This window comes from Xanthomonas sp. BRIP62411, assembly GCF_003993525.1.
Classification (GTDB): domain Bacteria; phylum Pseudomonadota; class Gammaproteobacteria; order Xanthomonadales; family Xanthomonadaceae; genus Xanthomonas; species Xanthomonas euroxanthea.
On record NZ_QEZI01000016.1, the window covers coordinates 100,372 to 126,785 of the forward strand.

General features: G+C 65.0%; 25 protein-coding genes and 1 tRNA gene. 25 read left to right on the plus strand and 1 reads right to left on the minus strand.

The genetic code is table 11. The annotated features are described in order from the left end of the window. Nucleotides 1-20 precede the first annotated feature (20 nt). The 8 genes from trpA to EO139_RS13370 all read left to right on the plus strand — a co-directional run bounded on the left by trpA (nucleotide 21) and on the right by EO139_RS13370 (nucleotide 8,963). A complete protein-coding gene (gene trpA / locus EO139_RS13335) occupies nucleotides 21-827 on the plus strand; it encodes a tryptophan synthase subunit alpha (protein ID WP_104581953.1) in 807 nt (268 codons plus the stop codon). A gap of 207 nt (nucleotides 828-1,034) precedes the next feature. Then, entirely contained in the window at nucleotides 1,035-1,919 is an 885-nt protein-coding gene (accD, locus tag EO139_RS13340; protein WP_046343350.1) for an acetyl-CoA carboxylase, carboxyltransferase subunit beta, read from the plus strand. An 82-nt stretch (nucleotides 1,920-2,001) separates the two neighbouring features. Next, on the plus strand, nucleotides 2,002-3,351 hold the full coding sequence (gene glmM / locus EO139_RS13345) for a phosphoglucosamine mutase (RefSeq protein ID WP_104581954.1): 1,350 nt from the start codon (nucleotides 2,002-2,004) through the stop codon (nucleotides 3,349-3,351). Between the two features lie 124 nt (nucleotides 3,352-3,475). Beyond that, nucleotides 3,476-4,414, plus strand: a complete 939-nt coding sequence (locus EO139_RS13350) for a 2-oxoglutarate and iron-dependent oxygenase domain-containing protein (protein ID WP_104581955.1) — start codon at nucleotides 3,476-3,478, stop codon at nucleotides 4,412-4,414. Between the two features lie 205 nt (nucleotides 4,415-4,619). After that, entirely contained in the window at nucleotides 4,620-5,303 is a 684-nt protein-coding gene (locus tag EO139_RS13355) for a methylamine utilization protein (RefSeq protein ID WP_126943756.1), read from the plus strand. Continuing rightward, nucleotides 5,300-7,666: an EAL domain-containing protein gene (locus EO139_RS13360; RefSeq protein WP_126971017.1), complete on the plus strand. Its 2,367-nt coding sequence runs from the start codon at nucleotides 5,300-5,302 to the stop codon at nucleotides 7,664-7,666. The genes EO139_RS13355 and EO139_RS13360 overlap by 4 nt, the downstream gene beginning before the upstream one ends. Beyond that, nucleotides 7,663-8,535, plus strand: a complete 873-nt coding sequence (locus EO139_RS13365) for a DUF3034 family protein (RefSeq protein WP_126971019.1) — start codon at nucleotides 7,663-7,665, stop codon at nucleotides 8,533-8,535. Before EO139_RS13360 ends, EO139_RS13365 begins: the two co-directional genes overlap by 4 nt. After that, nucleotides 8,535-8,963 (plus strand): group 1 truncated hemoglobin, encoded by a 429-nt coding sequence (locus EO139_RS13370; protein WP_119131312.1) that lies wholly within the window; start codon nucleotides 8,535-8,537, stop codon nucleotides 8,961-8,963. The genes EO139_RS13365 and EO139_RS13370 overlap by 1 nt, the downstream gene beginning before the upstream one ends. Before the next feature lie 62 nt (nucleotides 8,964-9,025). Here the strand turns inward: EO139_RS13370 and EO139_RS13375 are convergent, their stop codons facing one another. After that, nucleotides 9,026-9,826, minus strand: coding sequence for an SDR family oxidoreductase (locus EO139_RS13375; RefSeq protein WP_126943967.1), 801 nt, complete (start codon nucleotides 9,824-9,826; stop codon nucleotides 9,026-9,028). A 112-nt stretch (nucleotides 9,827-9,938) separates the two neighbouring features. Between EO139_RS13375 and tpiA the strand changes: the two genes are divergently transcribed. The 17 genes from tpiA to nuoN all read left to right on the plus strand — a co-directional run bounded on the left by tpiA (nucleotide 9,939) and on the right by nuoN (nucleotide 26,276). Then, a complete protein-coding gene (gene tpiA / locus EO139_RS13380) occupies nucleotides 9,939-10,694 on the plus strand; it encodes a triose-phosphate isomerase (RefSeq protein WP_115677535.1) in 756 nt (251 codons plus the stop codon). A gap of 33 nt (nucleotides 10,695-10,727) precedes the next feature. Next, complete coding sequence (gene secG, locus EO139_RS13385; protein WP_119131315.1) at nucleotides 10,728-11,201, plus strand: preprotein translocase subunit SecG; 474 nt, start codon at nucleotides 10,728-10,730, stop codon at nucleotides 11,199-11,201. 49 nt (nucleotides 11,202-11,250) lie between these two features. Further along, a tRNA-Leu gene (locus tag EO139_RS13390) sits at nucleotides 11,251-11,335 on the plus strand. Nucleotides 11,336-11,437: 102 nt separating this feature from the next. Continuing rightward, entirely contained in the window at nucleotides 11,438-11,794 is a 357-nt protein-coding gene (locus EO139_RS13395; RefSeq protein WP_010371162.1) for an NADH-quinone oxidoreductase subunit A, read from the plus strand. Continuing rightward, nucleotides 11,785-12,339 carry an NADH-quinone oxidoreductase subunit B gene (locus EO139_RS13400; protein WP_016944318.1) on the plus strand — a complete coding sequence of 185 codons (555 nt, stop codon included), beginning with the start codon at nucleotides 11,785-11,787 and terminating at the stop codon, nucleotides 12,337-12,339. The genes EO139_RS13395 and EO139_RS13400 overlap by 10 nt, the downstream gene beginning before the upstream one ends. A 36-nt stretch (nucleotides 12,340-12,375) precedes the next feature. Then, nucleotides 12,376-13,128 carry an NADH-quinone oxidoreductase subunit C gene (locus EO139_RS13405; protein WP_104581963.1) on the plus strand — a complete coding sequence of 251 codons (753 nt, stop codon included), beginning with the start codon at nucleotides 12,376-12,378 and terminating at the stop codon, nucleotides 13,126-13,128. After that, nucleotides 13,125-14,432, plus strand: coding sequence for an NADH-quinone oxidoreductase subunit D (locus EO139_RS13410; protein ID WP_016902995.1), 1,308 nt, complete (start codon nucleotides 13,125-13,127; stop codon nucleotides 14,430-14,432). The genes EO139_RS13405 and EO139_RS13410 overlap by 4 nt, the downstream gene beginning before the upstream one ends. Beyond that, nucleotides 14,429-14,956: an NADH-quinone oxidoreductase subunit NuoE gene (gene nuoE, locus EO139_RS13415; protein ID WP_016902996.1), complete on the plus strand. Its 528-nt coding sequence runs from the start codon at nucleotides 14,429-14,431 to the stop codon at nucleotides 14,954-14,956. Before EO139_RS13410 ends, nuoE begins: the two co-directional genes overlap by 4 nt. Nucleotides 14,957-14,959: 3 nt before the next feature. Beyond that, entirely contained in the window at nucleotides 14,960-16,294 is a 1,335-nt protein-coding gene (gene nuoF / locus EO139_RS13420; RefSeq protein WP_024937978.1) for an NADH-quinone oxidoreductase subunit NuoF, read from the plus strand. Further along, nucleotides 16,291-18,525 carry an NADH-quinone oxidoreductase subunit NuoG gene (gene nuoG, locus EO139_RS13425; protein ID WP_126971021.1) on the plus strand — a complete coding sequence of 745 codons (2,235 nt, stop codon included), beginning with the start codon at nucleotides 16,291-16,293 and terminating at the stop codon, nucleotides 18,523-18,525. The genes nuoF and nuoG overlap by 4 nt, the downstream gene beginning before the upstream one ends. Further along, on the plus strand, nucleotides 18,522-19,613 hold the full coding sequence (gene nuoH, locus EO139_RS13430; RefSeq protein ID WP_104581965.1) for an NADH-quinone oxidoreductase subunit NuoH: 1,092 nt from the start codon (nucleotides 18,522-18,524) through the stop codon (nucleotides 19,611-19,613). Before nuoG ends, nuoH begins: the two co-directional genes overlap by 4 nt. A gap of 3 nt (nucleotides 19,614-19,616) precedes the next feature. After that, on the plus strand, nucleotides 19,617-20,105 hold the full coding sequence (nuoI, locus tag EO139_RS13435) for an NADH-quinone oxidoreductase subunit NuoI (RefSeq protein ID WP_102584828.1): 489 nt from the start codon (nucleotides 19,617-19,619) through the stop codon (nucleotides 20,103-20,105). A gap of 4 nt (nucleotides 20,106-20,109) precedes the next feature. Beyond that, nucleotides 20,110-20,772, plus strand: coding sequence for an NADH-quinone oxidoreductase subunit J (locus tag EO139_RS13440; protein WP_180708152.1), 663 nt, complete (start codon nucleotides 20,110-20,112; stop codon nucleotides 20,770-20,772). Further along, nucleotides 20,769-21,074 carry an NADH-quinone oxidoreductase subunit NuoK gene (gene nuoK, locus EO139_RS13445; RefSeq protein WP_006450557.1) on the plus strand — a complete coding sequence of 102 codons (306 nt, stop codon included), beginning with the start codon at nucleotides 20,769-20,771 and terminating at the stop codon, nucleotides 21,072-21,074. Before EO139_RS13440 ends, nuoK begins: the two co-directional genes overlap by 4 nt. A 7-nt stretch (nucleotides 21,075-21,081) precedes the next feature. After that, the gene (nuoL, locus tag EO139_RS13450; RefSeq protein WP_126971023.1) at nucleotides 21,082-23,256 is read left to right on the plus strand and encodes an NADH-quinone oxidoreductase subunit L; all 2,175 of its coding nucleotides are present in this window, start codon (nucleotides 21,082-21,084) and stop codon (nucleotides 23,254-23,256) included. Between the two features lie 20 nt (nucleotides 23,257-23,276). Further along, nucleotides 23,277-24,779, plus strand: a complete 1,503-nt coding sequence (locus EO139_RS13455; protein WP_104581967.1) for an NADH-quinone oxidoreductase subunit M — start codon at nucleotides 23,277-23,279, stop codon at nucleotides 24,777-24,779. A 36-nt stretch (nucleotides 24,780-24,815) separates the two neighbouring features. Further along, nucleotides 24,816-26,276 carry an NADH-quinone oxidoreductase subunit NuoN gene (nuoN, locus tag EO139_RS13460; protein WP_104581968.1) on the plus strand — a complete coding sequence of 487 codons (1,461 nt, stop codon included), beginning with the start codon at nucleotides 24,816-24,818 and terminating at the stop codon, nucleotides 26,274-26,276. Nucleotides 26,277-26,414: the final 138 nt, after the last annotated feature.

Consider the following 26,414-nt stretch of genomic DNA (forward strand, 5'->3'; position numbering starts at 1 on the left):
AACAATTGCAAGGTCTTTCAATGCGTCGTATCGACGAAACCTTCCAGCGTCTGCGTGCCGATGGCCGCAAGGCGCTCATCCCCTTCATCACCGCCGGCGATCCGTCGCTGGAAGCCACCGTGCCGGTGATGCATGCGCTGGTGCGCGCCGGTGCCGATGTCATCGAACTCGGCGTGCCGTTTTCCGACCCGATGGCCGACGGCCCCACCATCCAGCGCAGCTCCGAGCGCGCGCTGGGCCGTGGAGCCGGCCTGGCCTATGTGCTGGAAGCGGTGCACGAGTTCCGCCGTGAGGACGCCACCACGCCGGTGGTGCTGATGGGCTACCTCAACCCGATCGAGATCCACGGCACCCGGCGCTTCGCCGAAGCCGCCGTCGCTGCCGGCGTGGATGGCCTGCTCCTGGTCGATCTGCCGCCCGAAGAGGCGGACGAGACCCGGGCGATCTTCACCGAGGTCGGCCTGGCGCTGATTGCGCTGGCGTCGCCGACCACCAGCGAGCAGCGCCTGGACATGCTGTGCAGCAGCGCCCAGGGCTATCTGTACTACGTCAGCTTCGCCGGCGTCACCGGCGCCTCGAACCTGCTCGACACCCATGCCGCCAGCGACCGCCTGCGCCAGCTGCGCCGGCGTGCCGGCGCCCCGGTGGTGGCCGGTTTCGGCATCAAGGACGCCGCCAGCGCCGCCGCCATGGCCGTCGACGCCGACGGCGTGGTGGTCGGCAGCGCGCTGGTCGCCGCACTGGCCGAAGCCACCGATGTCCGCAGCGCCCGCGAACGCGCCGAGGCGTTCCTGGCCCCGCTGCGGCAGGCGCTCGACCAGGCCTGACACCACAGCCTCTCTGCGCCTGCGGGCGGGAAGGGCACAGCTGGCGCGCCACCGGCACGCCAGCCTTGGGGCGGCGGCGCGGCAAGCGCGGGCCGGGCCACCCGGGCCCGCATTTAGCCTGCGCGCTACCTCGGCTTTCCCGCAGCGCGTTAGACTGTCGCCCCTCTGCGGCCCACATGGCCGCCCTGCATGGATTGTCATACACGCATGAGCTGGCTCAGCAAATTGATGCCCTCCGGCATCCGCACCGAGAACACCCCGGCCAAGAAGCGCAGCGTCCCCGAGGGCCTGTGGGAGAAGTGCAGCAACTGCGGCAGCGCGCTGTACGGCCCCGAGCTCGAGGAAAACCTCGAGGTGTGTCCCAAGTGCGACCACCATATGGCGATCCGCGCGCGCGCGCGCCTGAACTCGCTGTTCGATCCCGACACCGCGACCACCGAGATCGCCGCCCAGCTGGGCCCGGTCGACGTGCTCAAGTTCAAGGACCAGAAGCGCTATGGCGAGCGCATCAAGGCCAGCCAGAAGAGCAGCGGCGAGTACGACGCGCTGATCGCCATGCGCGGCACGCTCAAGGGCAACCCGCTGGTCGCCGCCGCATTCGACTTCGCCTTCATGGGCGGCTCGATGGGCTCGGTGGTCGGCGAGCGCTTCGCACGCGCGGCCGAAGTGGCGCTGGAAGTCGGCTGCCCGTTCGTATGCTTCTCCGCCAGCGGCGGGGCGCGCATGCAGGAAGGCCTGTTCTCGCTGATGCAGATGGCCAAGACCTCCGCGGCACTCGGGCGCCTGCGGGAAGCCGGCCTGCCGTACATCTCGGTGCTGACCCATCCCACCACCGGTGGCGTGTCGGCCTCGTTCGCGATGCTGGGCGACATCAATATCGCCGAGCCGCATGCGTTGATCGGTTTCGCCGGCCCGCGCGTGATCGAGCAGACCGTGCGCGAGACCCTGCCGGAAGGCTTCCAGCGGTCGGAGTTCCTGCTCGACCACGGTGCCATCGACCAGATCTGCGACCGCCGCGACATGCGCGACCGCATCGCCGATCTGACCGCGATGATGATGCGTCAGCCGCATCCGCAGGACGCGGCCGCATGAGGCCAGTGGCCGCGCGCTGGCGCGACCCCGTCGCACGCGCCGCTGCGCGTGCGTCCACCCGTAGGCAGGAACACCGCAACGCATGAGCAGTCGCAAGTATTTTGGAACCGACGGCATCCGTGGCCGGGTCGGGCAGGGCGTGATCTCGGCCGATTTCGTGCTGCGGCTGGGCAATGCGCTCGGTCGGGTGCTGACCCAGGGCCGCAGCAAGCGTCCGCTGGTGCTGATCGGCAAGGACACGCGGATTTCCGGTTACATGTTCGAAGCCGCATTGGAAGCCGGCCTGGTCGCCGCCGGCGCCGACGTGCAGCTGATCGGCCCGATGCCGACCCCGGCCATCGCCTTCCTGACCAACACGCTGCGCGCCGATGCCGGCGTGGTGATCAGCGCCTCGCACAACCCGCATTACGACAACGGCATCAAGTTCTTCTCCGCCGAAGGCGAGAAGCTCGACGACGCCACCGAAGCGGCGATCGAGGCCGCGCTGGACGAGCCGTTCCACACCGTGGAATCGGAGCGCCTGGGCAAGGCGATCCGCACCCGCGATGCGATCGGCCGTTACATCGAATTCTGCAAGGCCAGCGTGGCGCGCGGGTTCACCCTGCACGGCCTGAAGATGGTGCTGGACTGCGCGCATGGGGCGACCTATCACATTGCGCCGATGCTGTTCCGCGAGCTGGGTGCGGACGTGGTCGTCATCGGCGCCGCGCCCGACGGGCTCAATATCAACGCCGGTGTCGGCTCCACCCATATCGATAATCTCGCCGCCAAGGTGCGCGAGAGCGGCGCGCAGCTGGGCATCGCCTTCGACGGCGATGGCGACCGCGTGCTGATGGCCGACGACCAGGGCAACCCGGTCGATGGCGACGACCTGCTCTACGTGCTCGCGCGCTCCTGGCAGGCCAGCGGCCGGCTCACCGGCACCGTGGTCGGCACGCTGATGACCAACTACGGCCTGGAACAGGCGCTGGCTGCACGGAACATCCCGTTCCAGCGCGCCAAGGTCGGCGACCGCTATGTGCACCAGGCGCTGGTCGAAGGCGGCGGCACGCTGGGTGGCGAAACCTCCGGCCATCTGCTATGCCTGGATCGCGCCACCACCGGCGATGGCATCGTCAGTGCGCTGCAGGTGCTCGAGGCCCTGGGCCGCGATGGGCAGAGCCTGCGCCAGGCCCTGAGCAGCCTGAGCAAGGTGCCGCAGAAGACCGTCAACGTGCGGCTGGATGGCGGGGCGGCCAAGGCGATCGTGGAGGCCGCCGGCGTGCAGCAGGCACTGCAGCAGGCGCAGGCCGCCGTGCATGGCCGGGGACGTGCGTTCCTGCGTCCGTCCGGCACCGAGCCGGTGGTGCGCGTGACCGTGGAAGCCGACGACGCCGGCCTGATGCAGGACACGCTCGACCGTCTCTCCGGGGCCGTGCGTGACGCGGCGTGAGTCGCTGATCATTGCTGTGTGCGTGGTCTTTGCCAAGGCCGCGACGTTCTACCTGTTGTATCGCCTGCTGTCCTGAGCGGCAGGCCTTCCTTTCGACTTCCCGACTTCAACTGCAGATATCCGTATGAGCGCCCGCATCCCGACCCTGGACATCACCCGTTTCGACAGCGACCGCGACGCTTTCGTCGCCGAGCTCGGCGCGGCCTATCGGCAGTGGGGCTTTGCCGGCATCCGCAACCACGGCATCGCGCAGGCCGACATCGACGCGGCGTACGAGGTGTTCAAGGCGTTCTTTGCGCTGCCCGAAGAGGTCAAGCGTCGCTACCACGTGGAAGGCAGCGGCGGTGCGCGCGGCTATACCGCGTTCGGCGTGGAAACCGCCAAGGATTCCAAGCATTTCGATCTGAAGGAGTTCTGGCATATCGGCCGCGAAATCCCGGACGATTCGCCTTACCGCGCGGTGATGGCGCCGAATCTGTGGCCGGAAGAGGTGCCCGGGTTCCGTGAGCGCGGCTATCGCCTGTACCAGCAGCTGGATCACCTGGGCTCGCGCGTGCTGTCGGCATTGGCGCTGCATATCGGCCTGCCGCAGGAGTATTTCGTCGACAAGACCAACAACGGCAACTCGATCCTGCGGCCGATCCACTACCCGCCGATCACCAGCGACGACATTCCCAATGTGCGTGCCGGCGCGCATGGCGACATCAATTTCATCACCTTGCTGGTCGGTGCCAGCGCGGCCGGGCTGGAAGTGCGCTCCAACGATGGCGAGTGGGTGCCGTTCACTGCCGACGCCGACACCATCGTGGTCAACATCGGCGACATGCTGCAACGCCTGACCAACCACGTGTATCCGTCCACCATCCATCGCGTGGTCAATCCGCCGGGCGAACAGGCGCGCAAGCCGCGCTATTCGGTGCCGTTCTTCCTGCACCCCAATCCGGATTTCCTGATCGACGTGCTGCCTTCGTGCATCACCGCCGACAATCCGAGCCGCTACCCCGAGCCGATTACCGCGCACGGTTTTCTGGAAGAACGTCTGCGTGAGATCAAGCTGAAGTAATCCGTTCGCAGCCGCGACAGCGCAGCCAGCGGCTGCGCTCGCAGCATCGGCGATGACCTCCGCCACAGTTTGGTTCATAAAATTCTGCTGGCGGCCGGTTAAAGCTTGCATTCACCTCAGCCGATAACCCAGTCTGATCGCTAGCGCGACGTCGGACTCGCCTGGCGCCCGCTGCTGAGTGCACTAGCTTGGGGGGCGCATGCGGATGCAGTGGTTCAAACGGATCGGCCCGGTTTGCGGGGTGCTGGCGTACTGCGCCGCAAGCTGCGCATTAGCAACGCCGCTCAGCGTGACCGTCGTCGATGCCAACGGCATGCTGGTCGATGCGGTGGTGAGCCTGGAGCCGGCACGTCCGGTTGCCGCCGGCGCGCCGCGGACCGTGGAGATGGACCAGGTCAATTCGCAGTTCGTGCCCGCCGTGCTGGCGGTGCGCACCGGCACCCTGGTGCGGTTTCCCAACAACGACCAGATTCGCCATCAGGTCTATTCGTTCTCCCCCGCCAAGCGCTTCGAATTGCCGCTGTTCCAGGGCAGCACCGCCGCACCGGTGCGCTTTGACCAAGCCGGTCTGGTGACGGTGGGCTGCAATATCCACGACTGGATGCTGGGCTATATCCTGGTGGTGGACACACCGTATTTCGGCAAGACCGGCAGCGACGGCCGCGTGCAGCTGGATGCGCCGGCAGGCAACTACACGCTGCGGGTCTGGCATCCGCGCATCAAGGGCGCCGCGCTCACCGAGCCGGTGGCACTTGCGCGCCAGGCCATGCAACGGCGCGTGACCCTGCAGACCACCGGCGCCGCGCCCGTGGTCGCGCCACTGGATGCGCGCGTGCGCGCGCTGCAGGACAAGTTCCGTCGCGCCGACCCGAAGACGCCGAAGCCATGAAGGCCATGCGCCTGCATACCCGGATCGCGGCCTTGTTGGTGCTGGTCGTGCTCGCCACGCAGGCACTGACCTTCATTGCGGTGCAGGTCGCCACCGAGCGTAGCGTCAAGGCGCAACTGGGCGAAGAACTGCAGATCGGCGAGCGCGTCTGGCAACGCATCAATCTGCGCCGCGACGAGCAACTGATGCAGTCGGCCTCGGTGCTGGCCGACGACTTCGGCTTTCGCGCGGCCGTGGCCAGTGGCGATGTGCCGACCATGCAATCGGCATTGCGCAATCACGCTGCGCGCATGTCGGCGCAGACCGCGCTGCTGTTGTCCCCGGACGGGGAGTTTCTGACCGGGCTCGCCGACTTGCCGCAAGCCGAACAGCTGCGCGCCGTGCAGACCCTGCTGCAGCAGGCGCAGCGCGATGGGCGTGCGGTCGGCGTGGTGGCCTTGGACAACCGCATCGTGCGGCTGGCGGTGGTGCAGGTGCTGGCACCGAGCCGGGTGGGCTGGATCGCGATCGGCAATGAATCCGGCGACGGCCTGGCGCAGGATTTCCGTTCCACCACCGGGCTGGATGCGACCTTCTTCACCGATGGCCCGCCGGTGCGCGTGCTGGCCTCCACCCTGGAGCCGGCCGCGCGTGCAGAGTTCGCGCAGCAGTTGCCGACCGCCGAACGCGCGCAGGGCGCGGCGGTCGCCTTGACCCTGGCCCAGTCGCGCTACCTGGTCAAACTGCAGTCGATCCAGGGCGACAGCCATGTGCGGGTTGCGCTGCAGGCCTCGCTGGATCGCGCGGTGGCACCCTATCGCGTGCTCAAGTTGCGCATCCTGCTGCTGGCGGGTCTGGCCACGGCTGCGGCGCTGGGCGTGGCGATCTTCCTGGCGCGCAGCGTTAGCAGGCCGGTCGCGCAGCTGGTACAGGCCGCACGGCGCATCCAGCGCGGCGATTACCACACCGCCGTCGAAGTGCCATCCGGGCGCGAACTGGCCGAGTTGGCCGACAGCTTCGGGCGCATGCAGCAGCAGATTGCCAGTCGCGAGCAGCACATCCTGCATCAGGCGCGCCACGATGCCTTGACCGGTCTGCCCAATCGCATCTGCTTGCTGGAGCGGCTGAAGGACGTGGTGGAGCAGACCGTGGCGTCCGGCGGCACCGCCGCGGTGCTCATCCTGGATCTGGAACGCTTCAAGGAACTCAACGACAGCCTGGGCCACGATTTCGCCGACCAGGTCCTGGTCGAGGTGGGCCGCCGTCTTGCCGACGTGGTGCAGGAACCCAATCTGGTCGGGCGGCTGGGCAGCGACGAATTCATGGTGGTGGTGGCGCAGACCGATGCCGCCACCGTGCAACAGGATGCACAGCGCTTGCTGCTGCAGCTGCGCCGCCCGCTGGCGCTGCCGCAGGCGCGGATCCAGCTGGAAGCCAGCATCGGCATCGCCCTGATCCCCGAACACGGCGCCGACCCGGACACCTTGTTGCGGCGCGCCGACATTGCCCGTCGCCAGGGCGGCAATGTCAGCACCATCGGTGCCAGCGTGTATCGCCTGGGCCAGGACGAGCAGCATCTGCGCCGGCTGCGCCTGACCGGCGATCTGCGCCAGGCCGTCGGTGGCAACGAGCTGACCTTGCGCTTTCAGCCCAAGATCTGCCTGCGCAACGATCGCGTCGAGCAGGTGGAGGTGCTGGTGCGCTGGCACCATCCGGTGCTCGGGGCGATCGGCCCGGACGAATTCATTCCACTGGCCGAGCACTCCGGCGTGATCCACCCCTTGACCCGCTTCGTGCTGGACGAGGCGCTGCGCTGCCAGGCGCAGTGGCGCCGGCAGGGCCTGGAGCTGGGCATGGCAATCAATCTTTCCGCGCTGGACCTGTCCGACCCCGGCTTGCCGGATTACGTACGTGGCCGTCTGGAGCATCACGCGGTGCCGGCGCAGTCGGTCACGCTGGAGCTGACCGAAAGCGCCTTGATGCGCGATGTCGAATCCGCGCTGCACATGCTGCATCAGCTGCGCAGCGTCGGCGTGCGGCTGTCCATCGACGACTTCGGCACCGGCTATTCCTCGTTGGCGCAGCTCAAGCGCATGCCGGTGGACGAATTGAAGATCGACAAGAGCTTCGTCATGCAGCTGGCCGAAGGCACGGACGATGCGTTCATCGTGCGCAGCACCATCGATCTCGGGCATAACCTGGGCTTGAGCGTGATCGCCGAAGGCGTGGAAAACGCCACGTCCCTGGGACTGCTGCGCGGTTACGGCTGCGACATGGTGCAAGGCTATCTGTACGCGCCGCCGTTGGAAGAGGTGCCGCTGGTCGCCTGGTGCCTGCGCCAACTCGATACGACGCCGGCAGCGCAGGCAGGAGTGCATCGATGACCAGGTGGCGGCGCACGCTGCTGGCTGCGGCACTGGCCGGGCTGGTCATCGCGCCCGCGTCGGTGATCGCGGGTGATGGGCGTCTGCTCGCCACCGGCGGCGTGTCGATGATCGAAGGCAGCAGCGGGGGCGGCATCGTGCCGTGGGCCACGCTGTCGGGCTACGGCACCCGCGACGAACTCGGCACCGTCCTGTTTGCCACGCATGTGGACAGCGGCGATTACCGGCTCGACGTGCAAGGCGCCGCGCTGACGGTCGGCAACCGGCTGGAACTGTCGCTGGCGCGGCAGCGGCTGGATCTGGGCACCCTGCAGGACCGGCTGGGCCTGCCATGGAATGCGCTCGGCCAGGACGTGTTCGGCGCCAAGCTGCGAGTCTATGGCGATCTGGTCTACGGTCATGCGCCACAGGTCAGTGTGGGCGTGCAGTACAAACGCCTGCGCGATGGCACGCTGCCGCTGGCGATCGGCGCGCGCGACGATCACGGCACCGATGTGTATGTCAGCGCCAGCCGTTTGTTGCTGCAGGGCGCGGGCGGCTACCAGTTGCTGCTCAACGGCACGCTGCGCGCAACCCGCGCCAATCAGGCCGGCTTGCTCGGTTTCGGCGGCGATCGTCGCAACAGCTACCGGCTGGTCGGCGAGGCCAGCGCCGCCGTCGTGCTGTCGCCGGCATGGGTGGTCGGCGTGGAGTACCGCGACAAACCCGATAACCTCGGCTTCGCCCGCGAGCAGGCCTGGGCCGATGGATTCGTGGCCTGGTTTCCCAGCAAGCATGTGTCCCTGACCGCGGCATGGGCCGAGCTTGGCGACATCGCCACGCTCGCCGACCAGCGCGGCCTCTATCTATCCCTGCAGGTGGCGTTGTGATGAATCGACGGCTGCGCTGGTCCTTGCTGGGCGTGCTGGCGCTGATGGGCGCCTGCGCCACCACGCAACCGCGCCCCACGCTCTATGACGAACTCGGCGGACAGGCCGGCATCGAGACGCTGGTGGAAACCATGCTGTCGCGCATCGCCGACGATCCACGCATCGTCGACACCTTCGCGCGCGTCAACATCGTGATGCTCAACGAGCGGCTGGTGCAGAAGTTCTGCCATGTCGCCGATGGCCCGTGCCCGGATACCGCCAAATCGATGCAGCAGGCGCACGCGCACCTGGTCATTCGCGAAGGCGACTTCAACGCGCTGGTGGAGGACCTGAACTGGGCGATGGATCAGCGCAGGATTCCACGCCGCACGCAGAACCGGTTGCTGGCACGGCTGGCGGCCATGCATGGCGACATCGTCAATCACTGACGGCATCACACACCGGCCGCGCGCAGCGCTGGACGCGACGCCGCAGCGGATGTGCAGCCGCCTCACCGCAACGGCCGTACCCGATGCGATCCGCGCGCCATCACGCGCAATGCAAGCGCATGCGGCAACACGCGCAACGCCGCACCGACCAGGCGATAGCGCCAGCCCGGCACGGCCAGCACCTGGCCACGCTCCAGCGCGGCGATCCCATACTCGGCCACGTCGTCGGCTTGCAGCCAGGCCCAGCGGGGCAGGGCGGACATCGCCTCGCGGGTGCCGGTGACATCGTGAAATTCCGACCAGGCAAAGCCGGGGCACAGCGCGCAGACCTTGACCGCGCAGTCGGCATTTTCCAGTGCCAGCGATTCGCTGAAGCGCAGCAGGAAACTCTTGCTGGCCGCGTACAGCGTCTGCCCATCGGCACCCGGCGTCAGTGCGGCGAACGAGGCCACGTTGAGGATGCGGCCCTGGCCGCTGGCACGAATCATCGGCAACAATCGCCAGGTCAGCTCGCATACCGCGGCCACCATCACCTGCAGGAAGCGTGCATGCGTGGCCCAGTCGTTGCGCAGATAGCGGTCCGGCACGCCGTAGCCGGCATTGTTGACCAGGGTGCCCACCGTCCAGCCATTGCGCTGGATCCGCGCAACCAGTGTTTCGGCCGCGTCGGCATCGCCCAGATCGGCCGGCAGGACTTCGACCTGCACCAACGGCTGCAACTCCTCGGCCAGCGCCTGCAGCCGATCCACCCGGCGCGCGGTCAGGATCAGCGGCACGCCGCGCCTTGCGTAAGCGCGCGCAATCTCGCGGCCGATGCCGCTGGAGGCGCCGGTGACCAATGCAAAGACAGGCGAAACGGACATGGCAGGTTCCTGTTGAAGGAGGGAGGAGACAGGCAATGGACAGAAGTGTGCCGGCTGCCGACAGGGCATGGGCTATTCTGTCGCCTGTCTTCCACTCAGGAACCTGCGCCTGATGCGTCGAAAGATCGTTGCCGGAAATTGGAAGCTGCATGGCAGCCGCGCCTTCGCCACCGAACTGGTGGCCCGGATCGCCGCGCACATGCCCCTGGAGGGTGTCGATGTCGTCATCCTGCCGCCCCTGCCTTACCTCGGCGATCTGATCGAGGATTTCGAGGAGCACCACCTGTGTTTCGGTGCCCAGGACGTCAGCAGCAACGAGAAGGGCGCCTATACCGGTGAAGTCTCGGCCACCATGCTGGTCGATGTCGGCGCCGAATACGGGCTGGTCGGCCATTCCGAACGGCGTCAGTACCATCGTGAGAGCAGCGAGCTGGTGGCGCGCAAATTCGCCGCCGCCGTGCACGCCGGGCTGATCCCGGTGCTGTGCGTGGGCGAGTCGCTGGAACAGCGCGAAGCCAAGCAGACCGAAGCGGTGTTGCGCGCCCAGCTCGAACCGGTGCTGGCACTGGTGGGCAGCGCAGGCTTTGCCCGTGCCGTGCTCGCCTACGAGCCGATCTGGGCCATCGGCACCGGTCGCACCGCCAGCCCGGAGCAAGCGCAAGCCGTCCATGCCTTCCTGCGTGGCGAAGTCGCGAAGGCGGATGCTAGAATCGCCGATTCTCTGCCCATCCTGTACGGGGGCAGTGTCAAGCCCGATAACGCCGGCGAGCTGTTTGCGCAGCCCGACGTCGATGGCGGGCTGGTCGGAGGCGCCTCGCTGGTCGCCGAGGATTTCCTGGCCATCGCCCGTGCGGCGGCCGCTTGTTAACCCATTAAGTTTTGTCCGGGGACGGATTTCGAAATGCTGATGTTGATCCTCAATGTGGTCTACGTGCTGGTCGCGCTGGCGATGATTGCGCTGATCCTGATGCAGCGCGGTGCGGGTGCGGCAGCTGGTTCCGGCTTCGGTGCCGGCGCCTCGGGCACCGTGTTCGGCTCGCAGGGCGCGTCGAACTTCCTGTCCAAGTCGACCAAGTGGCTGGCGGTGGTGTTCTTCAGCATCAGTCTGTTCATGGCGTGGTACGCCACCCACGGCGCACGCCCGACCGACCAGAACCTGGGTGTGATGTCGCAGTCGGCCACCCCGGCGCCTGCCGCCGCAGGCGAGCTGACTCAGCCGTTGCCGCAGGCACCGGCCGCCGGCGCAGTTCCGACCGCCCCGTCGCAGCCGGCGCCTGCCGCAACTCCAGCTGCGGCGCCTGCGCAGTCCGCACCGGTGCAGCAAGCGCCTGCGGCACGCGAAGAAAACGCTTCAGAACCAGCACAAAAACGCTGAAGCCGGTTACAATACGCTGCGCACTGGGATGCCCAGCGGCGCAACGTATGCCCAGGTGGCGGAATTGGTAGACGCACTACCTTGAGGTGGTAGCGACTTAGGTCGTAGGGGTTCGAGTCCCCTCTTGGGCACCATTGTTTGGCTGCAGTTCCTGCGCATTGCCTGTCGCGCGCGGGGTCTGCCTATACCCCATGCCGGCACGCGGCGCGTGCGGGCAGAGGCAAGAGAGAATCGCTGTGCTGGCCGAATATTTGCCGAGTCTGCTGTTTCTGATCGTCGCCACCGGTATCGGCATCGTGCTGATGCTGATCGGTCGATTCCTCGCACCGCGTACCCCGGATGCGCGCAAGCTCTCGCCTTACGAGTGCGGCTTCGAAGCCTTCGAAGACGCGCGCATGAAGTTCGACGTGCGCTACTACCTGATCGCGATCCAGTTCATCGTGTTCGATCTGGAAATCATCTTCATCGTGCCGTGGACACAGGTGTTCATGGAGATCGGCGCACGTTCGCTGGTCACCATGGGCCTGTTCGTCGGCATGTTGTTCCTCGGCTTTATCTACGTGTGGAAGAAGGGAGCGCTGGAATGGGAGTGATTCAGACCCTGGATCGTCTGATGACCAACCCGATGCCGGAAGGCCGGGTGGAAGACATCCTGCGCCCGGAAGGCGAAAACCCGCTGCTCGAGAAGGGCTACGTGACCACCAGTGTCGATGCGCTGCTGAACTGGGCGCGCACCGGCTCGATGTGGCCGATGACCTTCGGTTTGGCCTGCTGCGCGGTCGAGATGATGCATGCCGGCGCGGCGCGCCTGGATCTGGACCGCTACGGCGTGGTGTTCCGTCCGTCGCCGCGCCAGTCCGACGTGATGATCGTGGCCGGCACGCTGGTCAACAAGATGGCCCCGGCGCTGCGCAAGGTCTACGACCAGATGCCGGATCCGAAGTGGGTCATCTCGATGGGCAGCTGCGCCAATGGCGGCGGCTACTATCATTATTCGTATTCGGTGGTGCGCGGTTGCGATCGCATCGTGCCGGTGGATATCTACGTCCCCGGTTGCCCGCCGACCGCCGAGGCGCTGGTTTACGGCATCCTGCAGCTGCAGAAGAAGATCTGGCGTACCCAGACCATCGCGCGCTGACACCCGTCTTCTTCTACTGAGAGCAGCCAAGCCCCCATGGCAGAGCAAGCATCCTCCTTCACTGACCGACTTGCGGCACGTTTCGCCGGTGCGCAGATCGCCGTGGCATTGCCGCGCGGCGAAGTGACGCTGGAAGTCGCTGCGGCCGATTGGCACGCCACCTGCCTGGCCCTGCGCGACGAGCTCGGTTTCGAGCAGCTGAGCGATCTGTGTGGCGTCGATTACCTGGGCTATGGCAGCGACGAGTGGGATACCGCCGACGTGTCGTCGCAGGGCTTCAGCCGCGGCGTCGAAGGCAAGGCCGTCGGCCGTTTCGCCTGGGGTGAATTTCCCAGCCAGGAAAGTTCCGACGGCGCCCGTCCGCAGCACATGCCCAAGCAGCGTTTTGCGGTGGTGGCGCAGCTGATCTCCTACCAGCACAACCAGCGTCTGCGCGTGCGTTGTTACGCACCGGACGAGCAGGTGCCGGTGGTGGCATCGCTGACCGACATCTGGCCTGGCGTGAACTGGTTCGAGCGCGAAGCCTTCGACCTGTTCGGCATCGTCTTCGACGGCCACCCGGACCTGCGCCGCATCCTGACCGACTACGGATTTGTCGGCCATCCGTTCCGCAAGGATTTCCCGCTGATCGGCAACGTGGAAGTGCGTTACGACGACGAGCGCAAGCGTGTCGTGTACGAGCCGGTGACCTCGGTCGAGCCGCGCGTCGGTGTGCCGCGCGTGATCCGCGACGATGCCCGTTATGAGACTGCCGCTGGTGAAGTGGGCAAGTCGGAGACCGCCAAGTGAGTGAGTTCCGCCAGGCAACCGATGCCTTCGCGAGCAATCCTGTCGAAAGCAAGCAGGAAATCCGCAACTACACGATGAACTTCGGCCCGCAGCATCCTGCGGCGCACGGCGTGCTGCGCCTGATCCTGGAAATGGACGGCGAGACCGTGGTGCGTGCCGATCCGCATATCGGCCTGCTGCACCGTGGCACCGAGAAGCTGGCCGAGTCCAAGCCGTTCAACCAGTCGGTTCCGTACATGGACCGGCTGGATTACGTGTCGATGATGTGCAACGAGCATGCCTATGTGCGTGCGATCGAATCCCTGATGGGGATCGAGGTGCCCGAGCGCGCGCACTACATCCGCACCATGTTCGACGAGATCACCCGCATCAAGAACCACCTGATGTGGGTGGGGTCCAACGCGCTCGATCTGGGCGCGATGGCGGTGATGCTGTATGCGTTCCGCGAGCGCGAAGAATTGATGGACGTCTACGAGGCGGTCAGTGGCGCGCGCATGCACGCTGCCTACTACCGTCCCGGTGGCGTGTATCGCGATCTGCCCGATCGCATGCCCAAGTACAAGGAATCCCGCTGGCACAAGGGCGGGGCACTGAAGAAGCTCAATGCAGCGCGCGAAGGCTCGATGCTGGACTTCCTCGAGGATTTCACCAATACGTTCCCGTCGCGTGTGGACGAGTACGAGACGTTGCTGACCGACAACCGGATCTGGAAGCAGCGTACCGTCGACGTCGGCATCATCAGCCCCGACCTGGCGCGTGCCTGGGGCATGACCGGTCCAATGCTGCGTGGCTCGGGTATCGAGTGGGACCTGCGCAAGAAGCAGCCCTATGCCAAGTACGACGCGGTGGAGTTCGACGTGCCGGTCGGCACCAACGGCGATTGCTATGACCGCTATCTGGTGCGCGTGGCCGAGATGCGCGAATCCAACCGCATCATCAAGCAGTGCGTGAAGTGGCTGAAGGCCAATCCGGGCCCGGTCATGGTCACCAATTTCAAGGTCGCTCCGCCAAGCCGCGAAGGCATGAAGGACGACATGGAAGCGCTGATCCATCACTTCAAGCTGTTCAGTGAAGGCTACTGCGTGCCAGCCGGCGAAACCTACTGCGCGGTCGAAGCGCCCAAGGGCGAGTTCGGCTGCTACCTGATGTCCGATGGCGCCAACAAGCCGTTCCGCGTGCACCTGCGCGCGCCGGGCTTTGCGCATCTGTCGTCCATGGACGCGGTGGTGCGTGGCTATCTGCTGGCCGACGTCGTGGCGATGATCGGTACTTACGATTTGGTTTTCGGTGAGGTTGACCGATGAAGGCGACGGGTAATTTCGAAGCGGCGCGCGACGTCGATCCGCAGGTGGTGCTGAGCGACAAGACGCGCGCGCACATCGATCATTGGTTGAGCAAGTTCCCGCCCGATCGCAAGCGTTCGGCCGTGCTGCAGGGCCTGCATGCTGCGCAGGAGCAGAACCAGGGCTGGCTGACCGACGAGCTGATCGTGGGCGTGGCCAAGTATCTGGACCTGCCGCCGGTGTGGGCCTATGAGGTCGCCAGCTTCTACTCGATGTTCGAGACCGAAAAGGTCGGCCGCCACAACGTGGCGTTCTGCACCAACATCAGCTGCTGGCTCAATGGCGCTGAAGATCTGCTGGCGCACGCGGAAAAGAAACTGGGTTGCAAGCTGGGGCAGTCGACGGCCGATGGCCGCGTCTACCTCAAGCGCGAAGAAGAGTGCCTGGCGGCCTGCTCCGCGGCGCCGATGATGGTCATCAATGGCCATTACCACGAGCACCTGACGAAAGAGAAGGTCGACGCGCTGCTGGACGGGCTGGAGTAAGACATGGCACATCATCACGCACCCTCAGGCCCGGTCGGTCCGGCGCCGTTGCCGCATCAGGTCGTCTACACGACGCTGCACTACGACACCCCGTGGTCGTACGAGAGCTATCTGAAGACCGGTGGCTACGCCGCGCTGCGCAAGATCCTCGAAGAGAAGATCGCGCCGGCCGACGTCATCGAGATGGTCAAGGCATCCAACCTGCGCGGCCGTGGCGGCGCGGGCTTCCCGACCGGCCTGAAGTGGTCGTTCATGCCCAAGGGCACGATGCAGAAGTACATCCTGTGCAACTCGGACGAATCCGAGCCGGGCACCTGCAAGGACCGCGACATCCTGCGCTACAACCCGCACTCGGTGGTGGAGGGCATGGCGATCGCCTGCTACGCCACCGGTTCGACCGTGGGCTACAACTACCTGCGCGGCGAGTTCCACCACGAGCCGTTCGAAAACTTCGAGCTGGCACTGGCCGACGCGTATGCCAACGGCTGGCTGGGCAAGAACATCCTCGGCAGCGGCGTGGATATCGATATCTACGGTGCGCTGGGTGCCGGCGCCTACATCTGCGGCGAAGAAACCGCGCTGATGGAATCGCTGGAAGGCAAGAAGGGCCAGCCGCGCTACAAGCCGCCGTTCCCGGCGAACTTCGGCCTGTACGGCAAGCCGACCACCATCAACAATACCGAGACCTATGCGTCGGTGCCGGCGATCATTCGCAACGGCCCGGAGTGGTTCTTAGGGCTGAGCAAGACCAAGAACGGCGGCCCGAAGATCTTCTCGGTGTCCGGCTGCGTGCAGAAGGGCGGCAATTTCGAAGTGCCGCTCGGCACCACCTTCGACGAACTGCTGGAAATGGCCGGCGGCCTGCGTCCGGGCCGCAAGCTCAAGGGCGTGGTGCCTGGCGGCGTGTCGATGCCGGTGCTGAAGGCCGACCAGGTTGCCGGGCTGCAGATGGACTACGACACCTTGCGTGCACTGGGCACCGGCCTGGGTTCCGGCGCGATCGTGGTGCTGGATGACAGCGTCTGCTGCGTACGCTTTGCCTGCCGCATCTCGCAGTTCTTCCACAAGGAATCCTGCGGCCAGTGCACCCCGTGCCGCGAAGGCACCGGCTGGATGCATCGGGTGCTGGAGCGCATCGTCGCCGGCAAGGCCACGATGGAAGACCTGCACCAGCTGCGCACGGTTGCCGGCCAGATCGAAGGACACACCATCTGTGCCTTCGGCGAAGCGGCGGCGTGGCCGATTCAGGGCTTCCTGCGCCAGTTCTGGGACGAGTTCGAGTACTACATCGTCAACGGTCGTTCGATCGTCGACACGCACGTCGGAGTGGCCGCATGAGCGCCCAACCAGTGAACCCGAACGTGCCACCGGACCATGTCACCGTCGAGATCGACGGGCAGTCCCTGGTGGTGCCGAAGGGCTCGATGATCATCCAGGCGGCCGACAAGGCCGGCATCCCGATCCCGCGTTTCTGCTACCACGAGAAGCTGCCGATCGCCGCGAACTGCCGCATGTGCCTGGTGGACGTCGAAAAATCCCCGAAGCCGTCGCCTGCCTGCGCCACGCCGGTGATGGACGGCATGAAGGTCACCACGCGTAGCGAGAAGGCGCTGAAGTACCAGCGCAGCGTGATGGAATTCCTGCTGATCAATCACCCGCTGGACTGCCCGATCTGCGATCAGGGCGGCGAGTGCGAGCTGCAGGACGTCTCGCTCGGCTACGGCCGTTCGGTCAGCCGCTTCAACGAACGCAAGCGCGTGGTGCCGGACGAGGACATCGGTCCGCTGGTCGCCACCGAAATGACCCGCTGCATCCAGTGCACCCGTTGCGTGCGTTTCACTGCAGACATCGCCGGCACCTACGAGCTGGGTGGCATGTATCGCGGCGAGAACCTGCAGATCGGCACCTACGACGGCAAGCCGCTGACCACCGAGATCTCCGGCAACGTCATCGACGTGTGCCCGGTCGGCGCGCTGACCAACAAGGTGTTCCAGTTCCGTGCCCGCCCGTGGGAGCTGATGGCACGCGAATCGCTCGGCTATCACGATGCAATGGGCTCGAACCTGTTCCTGCACGTGCGTCGCGGCGAAGTGCTGCGCACCGTGCCGCGCGAGAACGAGGCGGTCAACGAGTGCTGGCTGTCCGACCGCGACCGTTATTCGCATCAGGGCCTGTACGCCGAAGACCGCGCGGTCAAGCCGCTGAAGAAGGTCAACGGGCAGTGGACCGAAGTGAGCTGGACCGAAGGTCTGGCTGCCGCGACGCAGATCCTGCGTGACAACGCCGGCGATCAGCTCGGTGTGCTGGTGCATCCGTCCACCTCCAACGAGGAGGGCGCTTTGCTCGCACGTCTTGCCGAAGGCTTGAACAGCTGCAATCTGGATCACCGCCTGCTCAATCGCGATTTTTCCGACGCTGCGGTGGCCGAGCCGTTTGCCACGCCGCTGGCCGAGATCGAGCACGCCGATGTGGTGGTGCTGTTCGGCACCAACGTGCGTCACGAGCTGCCGTTGCTGCATGCACGCCTGCGCAAGGCCAGCATCCAGAACGGGACGAAGATCCATTCGGTCAATCCGGTCGATTTCGATTTCGCCTTCACCCAGGCAAGCCGTGCGGTCGTTGCGCCGTCGCAGCTGGCTGGCGCGTTGGACGATGCGGCATTGCGCGATGCGGTCAAGGGCGCCACGCGCGCGGTGATCGTGGTCGGCGCACTGGCTGAAAATCATCCGCAGGCTGCTTCGTTGCGTGCTGCCGCACGCGATTTCGCCGCTGCAACCGGTGCCTCGCTGTGCCGGATCCCGCAGGGTGCGAACGCTGTCGGTCTGGTTGCGCAAGGTGTGTTGCCGACCGCGCGCGATGTCGCCGGCATGCTGGCGCAGCCGCGTCAGGCCTATGTGTTGTATGGCATCGAGCCGGGCCTGGATTTCGCCGATGCCGCCGCTGCACGCAGCGCGCTGGCGGGTGCCAAGGTAGTCGCGTTCAGCCAGTTCGCCTGCGCCTCGACGCGCGACGTGGCCGACGTGATCCTGCCGATCGGTGCACTGCCGGAAATCGACGCATCGCTGACCAATCTGGATGGCCGCGTGCAGACCGCACGTGCCGCCGGTCGCCTGCCGGTCGAAGCGCGCGAGGGTTGGCGCGTATTGCGTGCGCTTGGCGGCGAGCTGGGTCTGGCCGGGTTTGAATTCATCGATCTGGTCGGCCTGCGTGCCGGCATGCAGAACCGTCGCGTCAGTCCCGCTGCCTCGGCGCAGCCGGCTGTTAGCGGTGACGGGCTGGAGGTTGCCGCCACCGCTGCGATCTATCGCACCGATGCGGTGGTGCGCCGCGCCGCTGCGCTGCAGTCGCATCCGCTCAATCTCGCCCCGTGTGTGGCGATGCACCCGGAGCAGGCCGCGCAGTTGCAGATCGGCGCCGGTCAGATGGTCAAGGTCGGCACCGATGCCGGTAAGGCAACGTTGCCGGTGGTGCTGGACAAGCGCGTCGCACCGGGCACGGTGTGGATCGAATCCGGCCATGGCGCAACCGCGCCGCTTGGTGCCGGTCGTGTAACGGTGGTGGCTGCATGAACGAATTGCTGTTGAACCTGGTCGATCCCTTGCACCAGTGGTTTGTCGGCCTGGGCGATGGCGGCATCGTGCTGTGGACCGTATTGAAGATCCTGCTGATCGCCGTGCCGGTGATCGTGTCGGTGGCCTTCTACGTGGTCTGGGAGCGCAAGCTGATCGGCTGGATGCATGTGCGTCACGGGCCGATGTATGTGGGCATGGGCATCTTCCAGGCCTTCGCCGACGTGTTCAAGCTGCTGTTCAAGGAGATCCTGCAGCCGAGCAGCTCGCACAAGGCGATGTTCATCATCGCGCCGCTGCTGACACTGGCACCGGCCTTCGCCGCCTGGTCGGTGGTGCCGTTCGATGCGCAGCTGGTGCTGTCCAATGCCAACGTCGGCCTGCTTTACCTGCTGGCGATGACCTCGCTGGGCGTGTACGGCATCATCCTGGCCGGCTGGGCGTCCAACTCCAAGTACGCGTTCCTGGGCGCGATGCGCTCGGCCGCTCAGGTGGTCAGCTACGAGATCGCGATGGGTTTTGCGCTGGTCGGCGTGATGATCGCCTCCGGTAGCGTCAACCTGAGCCAGATCGTATTCGCGCAGGCCGGCAACTCCGGCTTCTTCGACTGGTTCCTGATTCCGCTGTTCCCGTTGTTCATCGTGTACTGGGTGTCGGGCGTTGCCGAAACCAACCGTGCGCCGTTCGACGTGGTGGAAGGTGAGTCGGAAATCGTCGCCGGCCACATGGTGGAGTATTCGGGCGGTGCGTTCGCACTGTTCTTCCTGGCCGAGTACGCCAACATGATCCTGGTCAGCTTCCTGATCTCGATCTTCTTCCTCGGCGGTTGGCTGAGCCCGATCCAGGGTTGGGTCAACGCGGATATCTCGCCGTGGATCGACTGGTTGTGGAAGGGCGGTTGGCCATGGCTGCTGATGAAGGTGTTCTTCTTCGCCAGCGCCTATATCTGGTTCCGTGCCAGCTTCCCGCGCTACCGCTACGACCAGATCATGCGTCTGGGCTGGAAGGTGTTCATTCCGCTCACGATCGTGTGGATCGCAGTGACGGCGTTGATGGTGTTTTACGGCGTGATCCAGAAGGGCGTGTAACCGATGAACAAGATCACCCATTACTTCAAGAGCCTGCTCCTGCTCGAACTGCTAGGCGGCTTGTGGCTGACGTTGAAATACACGTTCAAGCCCAAGTACACCGTGCTGTATCCGATGGAGAAGTTCCCGCAGTCGCCGCGTTTCCGTGGCCTGCACGCGCTGCGTCGCTATCCCAACGGCGAAGAGCGCTGCATCGCCTGCAAGCTGTGCGAAGCGGTGTGCCCGGCGCTGGCGATCACCATTGACTCGGCCAAGCGCGAGGACGGCTCGCGCCGCACCACGCGCTACGACATCGACCTGTTCAAGTGCATCTTCTGCGGCTTCTGCGAGGAAAGCTGCCCGGTGGACTCGATCGTCGAGACGCACATCCTCGAGTACCACTTCGAGAAGCGTGGCGAGAACATTGTCAACAAGCCGCAGCTGCTGGCCATCGGAGACCGGTTTGAAGCCGAGATCGCCGAGCGTCGCGCTGCCGATGCCGCCTTCCGTTGAGGTCATGATGGACTGGGTCACTATTGCTTTTTACGCCTTCTCCGCCGTCGCGGTCGTGTCCGCCGGTGCGGTGATCAGCGTGCGCAACCCGGTGTACGCCGTGTTGTGCCTGATCCTCACCTTCTTCTCGATGGCATGCATCTGGTTGCTGGTCGGCGCCGAATTCCTCGGCGTGACGCTGGTGCTGGTCTATGTCGGCGCGGTGATGGTGCTGTTCCTGTTCGTGGTGATGATGCTGGACATCGACACCAGCCGCCTGCGCGAAGGCTGGGTCAAGTACATGCCGGTCGGCGTCATCGTGGCGGTTGCCATGCTGGCGCAGATGGTCACCCTGATCGGCGTCAAGGCACGCAGTGCCGCGCCGTTCCCGGCCGACAATGCCGCTGCGCAGGCAGCCGATGTGTCGAACCTGACCTGGCTGGCCAAGACCCTCTACACCCAGTTCCTGCTGCCGTTCGAGTTCGCCGCGGTGATCCTGACCGTGGCCGTGGTGGCTGCCGTGATGCTGACCCTGCGCAAGCGCACCGGCATCAAGCATCAGAACGCTGGCGAGCAGTCGCGGGTGAAGGCGGGCGACCGTCTGCGCATGGTCAAAATGGCGGTTGAAAAGCCGGTACAGGTCGCGCCGACGCTCGATGCGACCGACGGACAGGAGGCGAAGTCTTGATTACCTTGGGCCACCTGCTTGGACTGGGCGCGGTGCTGTTCTGCATCTCGCTGGCCGGCATCTTCCTCAACCGCAAGAACGTCATCGTGTTGCTGATGTCGATCGAGCTGATGCTGCTGTCGGTCAACGTCAACTTCATTGCGTTTTCGCGCGAGCTTGGCGACCCCGCCGGTCAGTTGTTCGTGTTCTTCATCCTGACCGTTGCCGCCGCGGAGGCTGCGATCGGCCTTGCGATCCTGGTGACTCTGTTCCGCACGCGCCGCACGATCAATGTGGCCGAAGTCGATACGTTGAAGGGCTGACCTGTAGATGGAAATCACTCTCTCCAAGAGTCTGTTGATTGCGGTGGTGCTTGCACCGCTGGTCGGCAGCATCATCGCCGGCCTGTTCGGTCGCCAGGTAGGGCGCAAGGGCGCGCAGTACGTCACCATCCTGGGCGTGGCGGTCAGCTGCGTGCTGTCGTGCCTGACGCTGTATCAACTGGTGGAGCAGGGCGCCAGCCCGTTCAACCAGAACCTGTACACCTTCTTCGATGTCGGTAACTACTCCGCCCATGTGGGCTTCATGGTCGATCGCCTGACCGCGATGATGATGGTGGTGGTGACCTTCGTGTCGCTGCTGGTGCACATCTACACCATCGGCTACATGGAAGAAGACCCGGGTTACCAGCGCTTCTTCAGCTACATCTCGTTGTTCACCTTCTCCATGCTCACGCTGGTGATGAGCAACAACTTCCTGCAGCTGTTCTTCGGCTGGGAAGCGGTGGGTCTGGTGTCGTATCTGTTGATCGGCTTCTGGTTCAAGCGCCCGACCGCGGTGTTCGCCAACATGAAGGCGTTCCTGGTCAATCGCGTGGGCGACTTCGGTTTCATTCTCGGCATCGCCGGCGTGCTGCTGTGGTTCGGCTCGCTGGACTACTCCACCGTGTTCGCCAACGCGACCACCATGGCCGGCGCCAAGGTGCAGCTGTTCGCGGGCCACGAATGGAGCGTGATGACGCTGATCTGCATCTGCCTGTTCATCGGTGCGATGGGCAAGTCGGCGCAGGTGCCGCTGCACGTCTGGCTGCCCGACTCGATGGAAGGACCGACGCCGATTTCGGCACTGATCCATGCCGCGACGATGGTGACTGCCGGCATCTTCATGGTCGCGCGCATGTCGCCGCTGTTCGAACTGTCGGAAACCGCGTTGAACTTCATCCTGTTCATCGGTGCAACCACGGCCTTCTTCACCGGCCTGATCGGCATCGTGCAGAACGACATCAAGCGCGTGGTTGCGTATTCCACGCTGTCGCAGCTCGGCTACATGACCGTCGCGCTGGGCGTGTCGGCGTATTCGGCCGCCGTGTTCCACCTGATGACGCATGCCTTCTTCAAGGCGCTGCTGTTCCTGGCGGCCGGTTCGGTCATCATCGGCATGCACCACGAGCAGGACATGCGCAAGATGGGCGGCCTGCGCAAGTACATGAAGGTGACTTACTGGACCAGCGTGATCGGTACCCTGGCGCTGGTCGGTACGCCGTTCTTCTCCGGCTTCTATTCCAAGGACACCATCATCGAGGCGGCGGCCCACCACGCCCACGAGTCGCATAGCTGGATCGCGACCTATGGTTACTGGGCAGTGCTCGGTGGCGTGCTGGTGACCAGCTTCTACAGCTTCCGTCTGCTGTTCCTGACCTTCCACGGCAAGGAGCGCTTCCGCGATGCCCATGCGCACGACGCCCATGGACACCACGACAGCGCGCATACCGATGCCGAGGCGCAGGTCCACGCACACGACAGCCATGCGCACGACGCACATGCACACGACACGCATGGCCACGATGACCACGGCCACGGCCACCATGGTGCCCATGAGCCGCACGAATCCAAGTGGGTGGTGACGCTGCCGTTGATCCTGCTGGCAATCCCGTCGGTGGCGATCGGCTTCTTCACCATCGGCCCGATGCTGTTCGGCACCGACTGGCAGGGCCACCACGCCGCACATGCGATGAAGGGGCAGGCAGTGTCGTTCTTCACCGGCATCGTCGACTTCTACGATCCGGCGCGCGACACCGTTGGCGCGCTGGCCGAAGAGTTCCATGGCCCGGTCGCCTTCGCGTTGCACGGCATGATGGCGGCACCATTCTTCCTGACGGTCGCCGGCCTGTTGCTGGCTGCGCTGTTCTACCTGTGGAAGCCGGAACTGGCGACCAAGTCGCGCAAGGCGTTCGCGCCGGTCGTGTGGCTGCTGGAAAACAAGTACGGCTTCGACAAGCTCTGGATCAATGGCTTCGCCGGTGGCGGCGTGGTCCTTGGCAAGGCGTCACGTGCCATCGATACCCATGTGGTCGACGGTGTCGTCGTCAATGGTTCTGCCCGACTGATCGACCTGGCTGCAAATCTGCTGCGTCGCACGCAATCCGGTTTCCTCTATCACTACGCCTTCGCAATGATCATCGGTTTGATCGCCTTGTTGGCGGTACTGATGCATTTCTGGCGTTGACCTGTACGGAATAAGAAAACGTGTCGAATTGGCCTTTACTGTCTATCTTGATCTGGCTGCCGATTATCGGTGGCGCCTTGATCCTCGCGTTGCGCAACGCCGAGACTGCCCGCTGGGCGTCCCTGGCGGTGGCGGTGGCGACCTTTGTGCTGAGTCTGCCGCTGCTGGGCTACGACACGGCCAATGACGCCATGCAGTTCATCGAACTGCATGCCTGGATCCCGGCCTACAACATCGGCTACAACCTGGGCGTGGACGGCATCGCGGTCGCGTTGATCGTGCTGACCACGCTGGTGACGGTGCTGGCCCTGATCGGTGCCTGGCGCTCGATCGACAAGCGCGTCAATCAGTACGTCGCTGCCTTCCTGATCCTGGAAGGCGTCACGGTCGGCATCTTCGCCGCCACCGACGCGATGCTGTTCTATGTCTTCTTCGAAGCCATGCTGATCCCGATGTTCCTGATCATCGGCGTCTGGGGCGGCCCGCGGCGTATCTACGCGGCGATGAAGTTCTTCCTGTACACCTTCCTCGGCTCGGTGCTGATGCTGGTGGGCCTGGTCTACCTGTACTTGAAGGGCGGCAGCTTCCAGCTGGCTGACCTCTACGCGCTGCAGCTGACCGCCAAGGAACAGACCTGGATCTTCTTCGCCTTCCTGATCGCGTTCGCGGTCAAGGTGCCGATGTTCCCGGTGCACACCTGGCTGCCGGATGCGCACGTGGAGGCGCCCACCGCCGGCTCGGTGATCCTGGCTGCGATCGCGTTGAAGATCGGTGGCTACGGCTTCCTGCGCTTCAACCTGCCGATCGTGCCGGATGCGAGCCATGAGTTCGCATGGCTGGTCATTACGCTGTCGCTGATCGCGGTCGTCTACGTCGGCCTGGTGGCCCTGGTGCAGGACGACATGAAGAAGCTGGTGGCGTATTCGTCCATCGCGCACATGGGCTTTGTCACCCTCGGCACCTTCATCGCGTTCACCCTGGTGCGCGAGTACGGCAGCACCGACGCTGCCCGTCTGGGCCTGCAGGGCGCGATGGTGCAGATGATTTCGCACGGCTTCGTGTCCGGCGCGATGTTCTCCTGCATCGGCGTGCTGTACGACCGCATGCATACCCGCCGCATCGCCGATTACGGCGGCGTGGTCAATGTGATGCCCTGGTTCGCCACGTTCTCCATGCTGTTCTTCATGGCCAACGCCGGCCTGCCGGGCACCAGTGGTTTCGTCGGTGAGTTCATGGTGATCCTGGCCAGCTTCCAGAAGCATCCGCTGGTAGCCTTCGCTGCCGCCACCACGCTGGTGATCACTGCCGCCTACACGCTGTGGCTCTACAAGCGCGTGTTCTTTGGCGAGGTGGCCAACGCCCACGTGGCCGAGCTGAAGGACATCAATGGCCGTGAGGCATTCGTGCTGGGGGTGTTCGCCGTTGGCGTACTGGCCCTGGGCCTGTATCCGAAGCCGTTGACCGATCTGATGGAACCATCGATCGCCAAACTGGCTACCCAGATTGCCGCGACCAAGCTGTAACAGCTTGCCGTACGTTTTGATTTCCAGGATTTGATGATGACCACGCCAACGCTCGCGCCGTTGACCACCGCTGACCTGGCTCCGCTTGTTCCGGAGCTGGTGCTGATCGGCGGCGCCTTTGCACTGCTGATGCTCGACCTGTTCGTGAGCCAGCGGAACAAGGTCTGGACCCACCTGTTCTCCGTTGCCGTGCTTGCCGTGGTGTTCGCGCTGTTGGCGACCGGCACGGGCGGGCAGGGCGAGATCTTCCACGGCATGTTCGTGCGCGACACCGCGGCCGACGTGATGAAGACGGTGATCGTGCTGGTCAGTGGTCTGAGCCTGGTGTACGGCTGGACATACCTGCGCGAGCGCAATCTCTATCAGGGCGAGATCCCGGTGCTGGTGTTGTTCGCCACCGCCGGCATGATGCTGCTGACCTCGGCGGGCAGCCTGCTGATGGTGTACCTGGGCCTGGAGCTGCTCGCGCTGTGCTCGTATGCGCTGGTCGCCTCCAATCGCGACAACGGCCTGGCCACCGAAGCGGCGATGAAGTATTTCGTGCTCGGTTCGCTGGCCTCGGGCCTGCTGCTGTACGGCATGTCGCTGGTCTACGGCGCCACCGGCACGCTCAGCCTGAGCGGCATCCACGACGCGATCGAAGGTTCCAGCGAGCGCACCCTGCTGCTGACCGGCACCATCTTCATGATCGCCGGTGTGGCGTTCAAGCTGGGCGCCGCGCCGTTCCACATGTGGTTGCCCGACGTGTACCAGGGCGCGCCCGCACCGATCGCCTTGTTCATCAGCTCCGCGCCCAAGCTCGCCGCCTTCGGCATGGCCTACCGTCTGCTTGAAGTCGGCATGGGCCCGCTGTCGCCGCAGTGGCATCTGTTGATCGGCGGCCTGTCGGCGGTGTCGCTGGTGATCGGCAACCTGATGGCAATTGCGCAGAGCAACCTCAAGCGCATGCTGGCGTACTCGACCGTCTCGCACATCGGCTTCCTGCTGATGGGCGTGGCCGGTGGCGGCGAGGAAGGCTATGCCGCGGCAATGTTCTACGCGGTGAGCTACACCATCATGTCCACCGCCGCGTTCGGCGCGATCATCGCGTTGTCGCGCAATGGCTTCGAAGCCGAGAACATCGACGACTTCAAGGGACTCAACGCGCGCAATCCGTGGATGGCCGGCCTGGTGCTGTGCATCATGGCTTCGCTTGCGGGTATCCCGCCGTTCCTGGGTTTCTGGACCAAGCTGGCGGTGCTGGGCGCTGCGGTCAACGGCGACATGCTGTGGCTGGCCCTGGTCGGCGTGCTCTGTGCAGTGATCGGCGCCTTCTATTATCTGCGTGTCATCAAGGTCATGTACTTCGACGAGCCGGTGGGCGAGCCGTTGCCCGCCAATAACGATCGTGTGCTGGGCACCGTGCTCGGGGTCAACGCGCTCGCATTGCTTGCACTTGGCCTGGCCTGGAGCCCGATCATGGTGTGGTGCCAGCGTGCGTTCGCAGGCCTTGCCTAAGTCACGCAGGCCTGCATGACGTCGCGGCGCGTGCCTCGCACGCGCCGTCGCTGGATGACTGCAATAAAGTCGTGATTGTTGTTTCGTTTTTGTTGCAATGCGGTTATCATTTGCCGCGACGTTGAAGACCCCCAGGGT